This window comes from Desulfocurvus sp. DL1XJH-121, assembly GCF_054819825.1.
The window spans coordinates 47,543-59,087 of the sequence record NZ_JBTVWW010000001.1 but is presented as its reverse complement, the minus strand read 5'-3'; the positions used below and the strand labels follow the sequence as shown (position 1 = coordinate 59,087).

The 11,545-nt window shown below is 68.2% G+C and carries 11 protein-coding genes; 6 read left to right on the top strand and 5 right to left on the bottom strand.

The window, feature by feature from the left end; translation table 11 throughout:
- Nucleotide 1 precedes the first annotated feature (1 nt).
- The 5 genes from murB (at nucleotide 2) to ACYYG1_RS00265 (ending at nucleotide 5,922) form a co-directional block, all read left to right on the top strand.
- Nucleotides 2-886 carry a UDP-N-acetylmuramate dehydrogenase gene (gene murB / locus ACYYG1_RS00285; protein ID WP_461208507.1) on the top strand — a complete coding sequence of 295 codons (885 nt, stop codon included), beginning with the start codon at nucleotides 2-4 and terminating at the stop codon, nucleotides 884-886.
- On the top strand, nucleotides 883-1,686 hold the full coding sequence (locus tag ACYYG1_RS00280; protein ID WP_461208260.1) for a cell division protein FtsQ/DivIB: 804 nt from the start codon (nucleotides 883-885) through the stop codon (nucleotides 1,684-1,686). The genes murB and ACYYG1_RS00280 overlap by 4 nt, the downstream gene beginning before the upstream one ends.
- 34 nt (nucleotides 1,687-1,720) lie before the next feature.
- Nucleotides 1,721-2,950, top strand: coding sequence for a cell division protein FtsA (gene ftsA / locus ACYYG1_RS00275; protein ID WP_461208259.1), 1,230 nt, complete (start codon nucleotides 1,721-1,723; stop codon nucleotides 2,948-2,950).
- Nucleotides 2,951-3,007: 57 nt separating this feature from the next.
- Nucleotides 3,008-4,396, top strand: coding sequence for a cell division protein FtsZ (gene ftsZ / locus ACYYG1_RS00270; protein WP_461208258.1), 1,389 nt, complete (start codon nucleotides 3,008-3,010; stop codon nucleotides 4,394-4,396).
- A 191-nt stretch (nucleotides 4,397-4,587) separates the two neighbouring features.
- Nucleotides 4,588-5,922: a M23 family metallopeptidase gene (locus ACYYG1_RS00265; protein ID WP_461208257.1), complete on the top strand. Its 1,335-nt coding sequence runs from the start codon at nucleotides 4,588-4,590 to the stop codon at nucleotides 5,920-5,922.
- A 269-nt stretch (nucleotides 5,923-6,191) separates the two neighbouring features.
- Here ACYYG1_RS00265 and ACYYG1_RS00260 read toward each other — a convergent pair whose 3' ends face one another.
- Nucleotides 6,192-6,449, bottom strand: a complete 258-nt coding sequence (locus tag ACYYG1_RS00260; RefSeq protein WP_461208256.1) for an FmdB family zinc ribbon protein — start codon at nucleotides 6,447-6,449, stop codon at nucleotides 6,192-6,194.
- Nucleotides 6,450-6,583: 134 nt separating this feature from the next.
- On the opposite strand from ACYYG1_RS00260, the gene ACYYG1_RS00255 reads away from it, so the two are divergent.
- On the top strand, nucleotides 6,584-7,750 hold the full coding sequence (locus ACYYG1_RS00255) for an ATP-grasp domain-containing protein (protein ID WP_461208255.1): 1,167 nt from the start codon (nucleotides 6,584-6,586) through the stop codon (nucleotides 7,748-7,750).
- Nucleotides 7,751-7,760: 10 nt separating this feature from the next.
- Here the strand turns inward: ACYYG1_RS00255 and ACYYG1_RS00250 are convergent, their stop codons facing one another.
- The 4 genes from ACYYG1_RS00250 to ACYYG1_RS00235 are packed head-to-tail and all read right to left on the bottom strand — an operon-like array spanning nucleotide 7,761 to nucleotide 11,534.
- Nucleotides 7,761-8,534, bottom strand: a complete 774-nt coding sequence (locus tag ACYYG1_RS00250; protein ID WP_461208254.1) for a substrate-binding periplasmic protein — start codon at nucleotides 8,532-8,534, stop codon at nucleotides 7,761-7,763.
- A 2-nt stretch (nucleotides 8,535-8,536) separates the two neighbouring features.
- The gene (locus tag ACYYG1_RS00245) at nucleotides 8,537-8,776 is read right to left on the bottom strand and encodes a hypothetical protein (protein ID WP_461208253.1); all 240 of its coding nucleotides are present in this window, start codon (nucleotides 8,774-8,776) and stop codon (nucleotides 8,537-8,539) included.
- Nucleotides 8,777-8,791: 15 nt separating this feature from the next.
- Entirely contained in the window at nucleotides 8,792-10,975 is a 2,184-nt protein-coding gene (locus tag ACYYG1_RS00240; protein WP_461208252.1) for a hypothetical protein, read from the bottom strand.
- A 4-nt stretch (nucleotides 10,976-10,979) separates the two neighbouring features.
- Nucleotides 10,980-11,534, bottom strand: a complete 555-nt coding sequence (locus tag ACYYG1_RS00235; protein WP_461208251.1) for a prepilin-type N-terminal cleavage/methylation domain-containing protein — start codon at nucleotides 11,532-11,534, stop codon at nucleotides 10,980-10,982.
- Between the last annotated feature and the right edge of the window lie 11 nt (nucleotides 11,535-11,545).

Here is an 11,545-nt window from a genome sequence, read left to right as displayed (position 1 = left end):
GATGGGTTTGAAGGTGCTGCCCGGACCGCTCATGAGGGAGCGCACCACACTGGGGCTGGGAGGACCGGCCCTGGCCGAGGTGCGCATCCATTCGGAGCGCGGCCTGGACGAACTGCCCGCCGTTCTGGAGAAGATCGGCGGCAGGCCCCTGGTCATGGGCTGGGGCAGCAACCTTCTGGCCGCGGACGGCGAACTGCCCGTGACCCTCATCGGCCTGCCCGAGGCCGGACGGCCCAGGGTGGTGCGCGAGAGCGGCGAGCGGGTCACCGTGCACGTGGACGCGGGCATGCGCCTGCCCCGGCTGCTGGCCTGGTGCGCCAAGCACGATTTGGCCGGGCTGGCCGGGCTCTCGGGCATCCCCGGGGGCGTGGGCGGCGCCGTGGCCATGAACGCGGGCTCCTTCGGCGCGGACATGGCCGGGTGCGTGTCCCGGGTGCTCCTGTTCAGCCCCTGCTGCGGGCTGAGGTGGGCGGGGCGCGCGGACGTGGACATGGGCTACCGCCATTTCGAGCCCCGGACCTGGGACAGTTTTTTCATCGTCCTGGCCGTGGAGCTGGACCTGGCCCGCGCCGAGGCGGGCAGCGTCCTGGCCCACGGCGCGGATTGCCTGGCCAGGAAGAAGGCCACCCAGCCCCTGGCGGCCAAAAGCGCGGGCTGCGTGTTCAAGAATCCCGAGGGCGACGCGGCGGGCAGGCTCCTGGAGCGGGCCGGGCTCAAGGGCCAGCGCCTGGGCGACATGGCCTTCTCGGACCTGCATGCGAATTTTCTGGTCAACCTGGGCGGCGGCACGGCCGCGCAGGCCTTCGAGCTCATCGAGGCCGCCCGGGGAGCGGTGGCGGAGCGCTTCGGCGTGGAACTGGAACTGGAAGTCAGGGTGGTGGCATGAGCGCGGTTTCGGCCATACGCAGGGGGCGCTCGTCGGTGCGCGGCAACCGCCCGCGCGGGGCCGACCGGCCGCGCCTGCGTCCCGGCCGCGCCCTGCTCTGGGCCGGGGGCCTGACCCTGGCGGTGGTCCTGGTGGGCGCGCTGAGCCTGGGGCTGCTCATGGGCTTCCGCTGGCTCACGGTGTCGCCGTTCTTCGCCCTGACCCGGGTGGAGGTCGCGGGCAACGTGCGCCTGACCCGGGAGGAGATATTGACCCTGGCGGGCGTGGAGCCCGGGGAGAACGTCCTGGAGCTGCGCATCTCCGACGTGGAGGGGCGCGTGGCCGCCAGCCCCTGGGCCGCGCGGGTGGCCGTGCGCCGGGTGTTGCCCGACGGGTTGTCCATCGTCGTAACCGAGCGCTCCCCCGCGTACTTCGTGCGCACGGGCAAGGGGCTCTGCTACGCCGAGGCCGACGGCTCCGTCATCACGGCCGTGGACGCGGACAGGTTCACGGGCTGCCCGCTCCTGATGGTGGATCAGTCCGCCGGGGACGGGGTGGACGGCCTTGCCGCGCGGCTGGCGGCCCTGGACGGGGCGGGACTGCCCGTGCGCTGGGCCCAGGCCGCCTGGCTCCGGCTCCTGCCCGACGGCATGGAACTGTATTTCGAGGATCGCGGGCTGCGCGTCAGCGTGGCGGACGAGGATTTCGACGGCAACATGGCGCGGCTCTCCCAGGTCTGGGAAGACCTCGCGCGCAGGGGCGAGGACGCCCGGACCAAAGAGGTCCGTGTACTGGGCGGCAGGGTCTGGGTCCGGACCTGAACGCGTTGCATCAATTTTTTGGAGGAATGAACTCATGGCCAAATCCGAACTTATAGTCGGCCTGGACATCGGTACCACGAAGATCTGCGCGGTGGTGGGCGAACTGACCCCCGAGGGCGTGGACGTCGTGGGCATCGGCACCAGCCCGTCCACCGGCCTGCGCAAGGGCGTGGTGGTGAACATCGAGCAGACCGTGCAGTCCATCAAGAAGGCCCTTGAAGAGGCCGAACTCATGGCCGGGTGCGACATCCGTTCGGTGTACGCTGGCATCGCCGGAAGCCACATCAAGGGCTTCAACAGCCACGGGATCATCGCGGTCAAGGGCGACGAGGTCACTGCCCGCGACGTGGAGCGCGTCATCGACGCGGCCAAGGCCGTGGCCATCCCCCTGGACCGCGAGGTCATCCACATCCTGCCCCAGGAGTACATCGTAGACGACCAGCAGGGCATCCACGACCCCCTGGGCATGGCCGGGGTGCGCCTGGAGGTCAACGTGCACATCGTCACCGGCGCGGTGACCAGCGCCCAGAACATCGTGCGCTCCTGCCACCGCTCCGGCCTGGACGTCTCGGACATCGTGCTGGAGGCCCTGGCCTCGAGCAAGGCCGTGCTGACCCCCGAGGAGCGGGAGATCGGCGTGGCCCTCGTGGACCTGGGCGGCGGCACCTCGGACCTGGCCATCTTCTCTGAGGACTCCATCAAGCATTCGTCGGTGCTGGCGCTTGGCGGCACCAACCTGACCAACGACATCGCCTTCGGCCTGCGTACGCCCATGGCCAGCGCGGAGCTCATCAAGGAGCGCCACGGCTGCGCCCTGGCCGAGATGGTGCCCCCGGACGAGACCATCGAGGTGCCCAGCGTGGGCGACCGCGAGCCCCGGCTGCTCTCGCGCCAGGTCCTGGCCGAGATCTGCGAGCCCCGGGTGGAGGAAATTCTGGCCCTCATCGACCAGGAGCTGTCCCGCTCCGGGTTCAAGGACAAGATCGCCGCGGGCGTGGTGCTCACGGGCGGCACCTCCCTCATCGAGGGCATGCAGGAGCTTGGCGAGCAGATATTCAACCTGCCCTGCCGCATCGGCTACCCCCGCGAGGTGGGGGGGCTGAAGGACGTGGTCAACAGCCCGGTGTTCGCCACGGCCACGGGGCTGCTCATGTACGGGGCGCACAAGGAGGGCGGAGAGGCGAACTTCCGCATCCGCGACGACAAGAAAGCTTTCAACCGCATCCTTGGCAAGATGCGCAAGTGGTTTGTGGACGCGACATAAGGCGAATCAGCGAGGCAACGCCGGTCAGCCCGGCAAACCCATGAAGGGAGGATACTCATGGACTACCTCGAACTGGAAAACGACAGCGGCGCGAAAATCAAAGTGGTTGGCGCCGGAGGCGGCGGCGGAAACGCCGTGAACAACATGATCTGCTCGGCTCTGAAGGGCGTCGAGTTCATCGTGGCCAACACCGACGTGCAGGCCTTGAACAAGAGCAAGGCGGAGCACAAACTGCAGCTTGGCGAAAAGCTGACCAAGGGCCTGGGCGCGGGCGCGGATCCGGGCATCGGCCGTAACGCCGCCCTGGAGAGCGTGGACCAGATCAACGCCTTCCTGGAAGGCTCGGACATGGTCTTCGTCACCGCCGGAATGGGCGGCGGCACGGGCACGGGCGCCGCGCCGGTCATCGCGCGCTGCGCCAAGGAAGTCGGGGCCCTCACCGTGGGCGTGGTCACCAAGCCCTTCTACTTCGAGGGCAAGCGCCGCCAGGAGGCCGCCGAAGAGGGCATCAAGGCCCTGGCCGAGAGCGTGGACAGCCTGATCTCCATCCCCAACGACCGGCTGCTGTCCCTGGCGTCCAAGAAGGCCACCTTCCTGGATATGCTCAAGAAGGCCGACGAGGTCCTGTACTTCGCGGTCAAGGGCATCTCGGACCTGATCATGGTCCCCGGCCTCATCAACCTGGACTTCGCCGACGTGAAGGCCGTGATGAGCGAGATGGGCCTGGCCATGATGGGCACGGGCATCGCCCGGGGCGAGGCCCGCGCGCGCGAGGCCGCCATGAAGGCCATCACCAGCCCGCTGCTTGAGGACGTGTCCATCGACGGGGCCAAGGGCGTGCTCCTTAACATCACCTGCGGGCCCGATCTCACCATCGACGAGGTCAGCGAGGCCGCCAGCACCATCTCCGAGGCCGCGGACGAGGACGCGCGCATCTACTTCGGCACGGTCTTCGACCAGGACGCCGGGGACGAGATGCGCATCACGGTCATCGCCACGGGTATCGAGTCCTCGGTGCAGCAGGCCGCTCCTCCGGTGCAGGACGAGCGCCTGGCGAGCCTCCTGGCCCGCCAGGGCGGCCGCGCCGGGAAGATCACCCAGTTCAACACCGGCCGCGCGGCCACCCGCCGCTCCACCGTGGTCGAGGGCGGGCTGGACACGGCGCGCGGGGACAAGGACCTGGAGATCCCCGCGTTCCTGCGGGCCAAGAAGCGGCGCGAGCAGGGCGCTCCCCAGGAGATCGCCACGCCGCAGCGGCGCATCAAGGCCCAGGCCTCCGAGGCCCCGGCCGCGCCCGCCGCACCGGCCGAGCCCGAGATGCGCGAGGTCCAGGCCCAGGCCGTGAACGCGCCGCGCGCCGCGGCCTCGCAGCCCGGTTCCCAGGATTTCTGGTTCGATGAGGGAGAGTACGAGATTCCCTCCTTCATCCGCATGCAGGCCGACTAGGAGAGAGACGTGAACACCCCGCAAGCCCCCGTGGACGCGCGGCCGGATCCGCGCCGGGGGCCCGGGATACAAGGATTCGGGTAGTATCCTCCCCCGACGAAGCCGGGGCCGGTCGGTTGGCCTTCGCCAGCCGGCCGTCCGGCTCCGGCTTCTCCCTTGGGAGGGAACCCCGGACAGGGCAGGGCAAGCTTATGGCACTCTTCACTCGACAGCGCAGGAACCTGTTCAGGGACCGGGCCAGGGAACGACGCGCCACCCGCATTTCACTCGCCGGGCTGGCGCTCCTGGCCGTTCTCGGCGTGGCGTTCTTCGTGCTCATGGTCCACAACCCGCAGAACCGAACCAGCGACGTGGCCGAAGCGGAACTGGCCGCGCCCCAGGCGCTGCAGGCGGCGGCCGAATCAGCCCCGGCTCCGGAGGAACCGGCCCTGGACGTGGTGGAGCGGACCGTGCTGCGGGGGCAGACGGCCTCGTCCCTGTTGTCCGAATACCTGAGCCCGGCGGAGATTCACGACCTGAACCAGCGCAGCAGGGAGGTCTATCCCCTGTCCAGAATGCGCGCGGGCAGGCCGTATCGCATCGTCTCCAGCGAGGGCAGGCTGAAACGCTTCGAGTATGAGATTTCGGGCGAGGAGATGCTGGTGGTGGCCTTGGGCGGCGCGGGCTACGACGTGCTCAAGGAGGACATCGTCTACGACACCGAGACCCGCGTGGTGCGCGGGAACATCGATTCGTCCCTGTACGAGGCCGTGGCCGAGGCCGGGGAGAAACCCGCCCTGGCCGTGCGTCTGGCCGAGATGTTCGCCTGGGACGTGGACTTCATCCGCGACATCAGGCAGGGCGATTCCTTTGTGGCCGTGGTGGAGAAGCGCTATCGCGACGGCGAGTTCGCCGGGTACGGCGCCATCGAGGCGGCGCGCTTCGTGAACCAGGGCGAGACCTTCAACGGTTTCCTGTTTGCGGACGACAGCGGCCGCACGGACTACTACGACGAGAACGGGCGCTCCCTGCGCAAGGCCTTCCTCAAGGCCCCGCTGGAGTTTTCGCGCATTTCCTCGGGCTTCAATCTGCGCCGCCTGCACCCCGTGCTGCACGTCCGGCGGGCCCATCCGGCCATCGACTACGCGGCTCCCACGGGCACCCCCGTGAAGACCGTGGGCGACGGCACGGTGCTCAAGAAGGGCTGGGACCGGGGCGGCGGCAACTACGTCAAGATCCGCCACAACAGCGTGTACGAGACCACCTACATGCACCTCAAGGGCTTCGCCAGGGGCCTGCGCAGCGGCCAGCGCGTGAAGCAGGGGCAGGTCATCGGCTACGTGGGGGCCACGGGCACGGCCACCGGGCCGCACCTGGACTTCCGCATGAAGAAGAACGGCTCCTTCGTGAACCCCCGGACCATCAAGTCCCCGTCCTGCGCCCCCGTGACCAAGGCGCGCATGGCCGCGTTCCGGGCCCTGGCCGAACCGCTCATGGCCAGCCTGGACGCCGGCGACGCGCTGCACGCCGAGGCCGAGATCCGCTAGGCGACCCGCCCCGGAGCTCTTCTTTTCGGGGGCTTCCCGTATCTGTGAGTGATTGCGAGCGGCCTGCGTATGCGGGGCGCTTTCGTGCGTCCGGCGTCAGACCGTGGTCAGAAGCAGGCGCGGAATGTGGAAATTGGCATTTCGCGCAGGCCGTCCACAAATAGTGAGATGCGAGGCGCAAGAAAAAGGCAAGACCGACGCGTATCCCCATACGCGAGGTTTTGCCTTTTTTGCAGCAACGAAGCAGATCGCTGTTTGTGGGCGGCCTGCTAGTCGTCTCCGCCGCCGCAGGAACCGCACCCCCCCGCCATGGGGCAGGCGGGCTTGCGGCCCGTGGGGTTGTAGCCCACCATGGGTGCTACGCCCCGGTCTATGGGGCTGGCGTATTCCGTGCGGATGGACGCCGCGGAGACCACCTTGTCGGCCGCGCCCGAGCACTGGGGGCAGGGCGGGCAGGGATCGTCGCACCCGGCCAGTTCCTCGAAGCGAAGGCCGCACTTGGTGCATTCGTATTCATACATGGGCATGGGTGGCTCCTGGGCTGTGGTTCGGCTCGCCAGGGAAATGTACTGCCCGGGGGGCTCTTGTCAAGGTGGCGCGTGGTTGCCTGGTGCGGGGGATTGGGATAGGAACCCGGGTTCACCGCTCCTAGGAGGACGCCATGATCATTCTGGACAAGCCCTATGTCTCCCAATACCTCAAGGACCGCATCCTGGCCGAGTCCATTCCCGTGCTGGACACCCCCCAGGCCCGCGCCGCCCTGGGAAACGCCCCGAGCCTGGTTTCCGAGGCCGAGTTCGTCGCCCGGGTGCGCGATGGCCGGGCCCCCCGGCTGTACCTGAACTCCGAGAACGCCATCGGCTGGATCGGCGGGCATCTGGATTTCTCGCCCCTGCCCGGGCGCGTGGAGCTGTTCAAGAACAAGGAGCGCTTCCGCGAACTGATGCGGCCCCTGTTCCCGGACTTCGGATTCCGGGGCGTGGACCTCGCGGACCTGGACGCGGTGGACCCGGCGGCGTTTTCCAAGCCCTTCATCATCAAGCCCGCGGTGGGCTTCTTCAGCCTGGGCGTGCACCGGGTGGCCGAGGACGCGGACTGGCCCGGGGTCGCGGCCGCCATCCGCGCGGAGGTGGCCGCCATCCGGACCCAATATCCCGCCCAGGTCCTGGACGTGGGGCGGTTCCTCATCGAGGAGAACATCCCCGGCCAGGAGTACGCCGTGGACGTCTACTGGGACGGGCGGGGCGAGCCCGTGATCCTGAACATCCTGCACCATTTCTTCCCGGACGAGGACAACGTGGCCGACCGGGTCTACGTGACCTCGCCGGACATCGTGCGCGCCCACGGGGAGCGCTTCCGCGGGCTGCTGGCCGACATGGGCCGCCTGGCCGGGCTGACGGATTTCCCGGCCCACGTGGAACTGCGCCTGGACGACGAGGGCCGCGCCGGGTTCATCGAGGTCAATCCCATGCGTTTCGCGGGCTGGTGCGTGGCGGACCTGACCTGGCACGCCTGGGGCTACGATCCGTACGGGGCCTACCTGCGCGACGAGCGCCCGGATTGGGAGGCCCTGTGCGCGGGGCGCGAGGGCACGGTGACCAGCATGGTGCTCGGCGATGTGGCTCCGGGAGTCGATCCCGCCAGGATCAGGGCCGTGGACTATGAAGGCTTTGCGGGGCGGTTTGCCCAGCCCCTGGAACTGCGGCGCATCGACTGGCGCGAATACCCCGTGTTCGCTTTTCTCTTCGCCCGTCACAAGGCCGACGACCTGGGCGAACTGGACGCCGTGCTGCGCTCGGACCTCACGGAACATCTCGTCCTGGACTAGGCGGAAGGCTTCAGGGCGTGCGCCCGGCGGGCAGGGGAAATCCCCATTTCTCGAAGATGGGCCGCAATTCGCCCCGGGCGCGCAGTTCGGCCATGCCCAGGTCGTAGAGGTCCCTGACGGCCAGGCCCCGCTGCGAGGGCTTGAGCAGGGGCCGGTAGGACCGCCGCCCCAGGGGTTCGATGCGGAAGTCCGCCGGATCCAGGGCGGGGCGGGCCTTGAGGGATTCCTGGATCAGGTTCAGGTCGTCCAGGTAGAAGTCCAGGCCGCCATCGGCCACGCGGTCCAGGGCCGTGACGCCCAGGTCCGCTTCCTCCACCCGCATGGAAGCGGGCACGTCCCCCGGCGCGTAGTAGCCCCGACGCCAGGCTATGGAGCGCCCCTCGAGGCTCTGCGGCGGGTCCCAGGCGGGCCCGCCACGGCGCAGGAACAGCACGTAGTACGCGCCCTCGTACATGGGCTCCGTGGCCAGGGTCAACCCGGGCAGGGGCTTGTCGTGGCAGAGCATCATGTCCGCCCGGCCCACGCGCACCAGGTCGTAGGCCTCCTGGCTGGGCACGTAGTCGTGGGTCACACGCACGCCGTAGAGCCCGAACACCGCCTTGAGAATCTCATGATACAGCCCCCGGCCGTCGTGGTTGGTGAACCCTTCCCAGGACGGGCCCGCCGTGCGCACGTGTTCGATGCCCCGGGGCGAGGCGTCGAAGGCGCGGGCGGAATGGGACGCGGCCAGCAGGAGGCAGGCCGCGAGGATCGAGAGCAGTGGGCGCGCGGGGCGCTGGGGCATGGCTACTCCTTGGGCGCGGGGGGCTTAGGCGTCCCGGTCGTCTGGCCATCGGGCGCGGTGCGGATGGTCAGCGTGCCCTTGCTCCGGGCGGGCTGGGGGGCCTTGCGGGTTTTCTGTTTGGTCGCGGACGAAGAGGTGGTGGACTCCGTGGGGGCTCCGTCCTCGACGGCGCGCATGGCCAGGGCCGATGCGGGGGCCAGGAGCAGGGCGGCCAGCAGGGAAAGGGTCATGATCGTGCGCATGGCTTGTCTCCGGGCTTAGTTGTACAGCAGAAACTGGATGGCCAGGTCGTCGAAGGTCGCGGCGTGGTTGGCGTTGCGCATGTATCCGAAGGCGTGCAGCGCCACCTCGGCCCGCTGTTCCGAGTTGCTGGGGAAGCTGTCGTTGGGCGTGACGAATTCCTTTGAGCGGATGGTGCCGCCGTCGGACAGGATGCGGATGTCCGCGCCGGTGAAGGTCGCCACCCTGCTCGAGTTGAATCCGTCCCAGGTGCACTGGCGCGCGCTCGTTCCGCCTGCGGTGTAGGTGGGCGGCGAGGTCTCGATGAACGAGAAGTAGTCCACGCCGGCCGACCAGTCGTCGATGTCCAGGGGCGGGAACGAGGGGTCCCAGGACCAGTTGTAGGCGCCCGTATCCAGTATCCAGCTCGGCGAGTAGCGCTTGCGCCCGCCGTAGATCACGTAGTTCTCCACCCAGCGCTGCCGCCAGCCCCACAGCCAGTGGTAGTAGTCCTCCCAGTAGCCTTCGTCCCGCCCGGCCACTATGTCGTAGGGCACGTAGGGCGCGGAGAGGTTGCGGTCGCCGTCCGGGATATCGTTCGCCCCGTCGCCGAAGAAGACCTTGATGCGGTTGACCTTCACGCCCTGGACGTACTGTTCCTCCACGCGGATGAGCATGGTGGTGTTGTCCGAGACGATCTGGCCGTCGCCGTCCCACTGGTCGGGTGCGGTGCCCACGTCGTCGGTGATGTCCTTGTAGGCGATCCAGTCGCGCACCCCGTCCTTCTGCCGCCAGAGGACCAGCAGGATGCGGCCCGCCAGGCCCGGGGGCTTGATGCCGCTGGGGATGTAGTCCGTGCCGCTCGATGCGTATTTCATGAACGACACCGCGTAGAAATTGTCGTTGCCGCTGTCCTTGTGGTGGCGCACGCACAGGCCCATGGCCGCGTTGTCCAGTTGATACCCGGAGCCGATCTTGATCTGCACGTCATAGGACAGGCGATGCAGCAGGGAGTCGGCCAGCCACTGGTCCCGGAAGTTGTCGATGTCCAGCTTGACGAACTTGCTGGTCAGGGTCGAGCCCCCGCCGTGGCCCTGGTTGCTGCTGTACATGGCCGCGTAATAGGGGTGGTTGCCCTGGGACGACTCGTAGCGGGTGCGGTTCAGGTTGTTGCGGTCGTTGGCGTTGAAGTCGCTGAAGTCCTCCATGGTCAGCTCCACGGTGGCGTCGGACACGTCGTCGGGGTCGATGGTGGAGGATTCGTCCTTGGGCGCGGCGTAGTAGACCAGGGTCTTGGTGGCCAGGGTGTCGCCGCTGCCCACGGAGCCCACGGACTGGAAGGCGTAGGTCTTGCGCAGGATGATCACCGCGTTGCGGAAATCAGCAATGTCCATGGAGCCGCCGTCGGCCTCCACACCGGCCAGGGTCACGGAGCCGTTGGATTCCACTGTGCGGGTGCGGTAGGTGTAGGCCTTGTCCGTGCCCTGGAAGCCGATGCGCCCGTTGCGCGGCGGGAAGCTGGAAAGGCCCGGGGGCAGGTTGCGCACGGTGTCGCCGCTCAGGGTGGCCCCGCCGCTGGACTCGAAGGCGATGTTCACGAAGTCCAGGTCCGCGCTGGCCGCGGGCAGATCGCCGGAAAAGTAGAAGGTCACGACGTCCGCTACGCCGCTCTGGTCCACCCGGGCCCCGGAGCCGCCGGGCCCGGCCACCAGGGTCACGGGGATGTCGTTGCCGATCTCGTCCTGGACGCTGATCATGCCGCCCACCGGGAAGCTGATCAGCGCGCTGGAGCCCGGATCGTCCATGTTCGCCAGGGGCACGCTGCGCACGGCCCTGGCCGTGATGGTCTTGGGCGAGGAGCTGTTGTTCACCGCCGTGACCCTGAAGCCGTAGGAGAAGACGTTCATGGTGAAATGTTCGTTGGTCGCGGCGTTCAGGGTGAATGTCTTGCCGTCGATGTCGCCGAGAAGCCCGGCCTTGTCCGTGCTGGCCGGGGCGTTGTTGTATTCGGCCGTGACCAGCCGCAACCCGGCCTCGGCCGCGTAGAAGGCTTGGCGCGCGGGCAGAGCCTTGCCCTGCTCCACTTTGGCTGTGGAGTCGAGTTGCGCGATGACGGCGCTCAGGGCCCCGAGAGCGATCAGGGCCAGCACCACCGCGAGGATCGCCGCGCCCCGTCGGGTGCGGGATCTGCGGGAAGGGGAGACGCGTGCGGCCTGTTGCATGATACTACTCCAATTTGGGCGCGTCGGGCGTGGTTGTCCGGCGCGGAGTGACCGTGAAGGTGAAGACGCTGGCCTCGCCGGAATCTATGGCCGAGGTCAGGCGCAATTCCACGGTGATGCGGTACAGGGCGTCGAAGCCGTCGGAAGTGGACCAGGAATTGTCGTTCTCGTCCAAATAGGTGAACAGCTCCGATGAGCCGTAATCGGCCACATTGTCCACCAGGGGCTGGCCATTCATGCGAATTTCCCCGTCCGCCAGGACCAGTGAACCGGACTGGCCGTCGTGGTCCAGATAGTAGAACGCCGACTCGCCGATGCTGCCCGAGTGCGAGGGGTCGAGGCCTTGGATTTCGGCCAGTTCCACGTACATCCTGGTCAGGGCCAGGCGCGCCTTTTGGGCCAGGGCCGTCGCGTCGCGTGCCGAGAGATAATTGCGTACGCCATAGACAAGGCTGTCGGCAAACGCCGCGGAAACGATGCCCAAAAGGACGATGACCGCGATCATCTCCAGGAGGGTGAAACCCGGGGCGAAGCCCTTGGCGTTTCGGCGTCTGCGCATGGTCCGGCGAC

Excerpts from the sequence above, each read along its gene's own strand:
- ACYYG1_RS00245 (WP_461208253.1), bottom strand. The coding sequence starts at position 8,776 with ATGCGCACGATCATGACCCTTTCCCTGCTGGCCGCCCTGCTCCTGGCC.
- ACYYG1_RS00280 (WP_461208260.1), top strand. The coding sequence starts at position 883 with ATGAGCGCGGTTTCGGCCATACGCAGGGGGCGCTCGTCGGTGCGCGGC.
- ACYYG1_RS00235 (WP_461208251.1), bottom strand. The coding sequence starts at position 11,534 with ATGCGCAGACGCCGAAACGCCAAGGGCTTCGCCCCGGGTTTCACCCTC.
- ACYYG1_RS00265 (WP_461208257.1), top strand. The coding sequence starts at position 4,588 with ATGGCACTCTTCACTCGACAGCGCAGGAACCTGTTCAGGGACCGGGCC.
- ACYYG1_RS00260 (WP_461208256.1), bottom strand. The coding sequence starts at position 6,449 with ATGCCCATGTATGAATACGAATGCACCAAGTGCGGCCTTCGCTTCGAG.
- murB (WP_461208507.1), top strand. The coding sequence starts at position 2 with ATGGGTTTGAAGGTGCTGCCCGGACCGCTCATGAGGGAGCGCACCACA.
- ACYYG1_RS00240 (WP_461208252.1), bottom strand. The coding sequence starts at position 10,975 with ATGCAACAGGCCGCACGCGTCTCCCCTTCCCGCAGATCCCGCACCCGA.
- ftsA (WP_461208259.1), top strand. The coding sequence starts at position 1,721 with ATGGCCAAATCCGAACTTATAGTCGGCCTGGACATCGGTACCACGAAG.
- ACYYG1_RS00255 (WP_461208255.1), top strand. The coding sequence starts at position 6,584 with ATGATCATTCTGGACAAGCCCTATGTCTCCCAATACCTCAAGGACCGC.
- ACYYG1_RS00250 (WP_461208254.1), bottom strand. The coding sequence starts at position 8,534 with ATGCCCCAGCGCCCCGCGCGCCCACTGCTCTCGATCCTCGCGGCCTGC.
- ftsZ (WP_461208258.1), top strand. The coding sequence starts at position 3,008 with ATGGACTACCTCGAACTGGAAAACGACAGCGGCGCGAAAATCAAAGTG.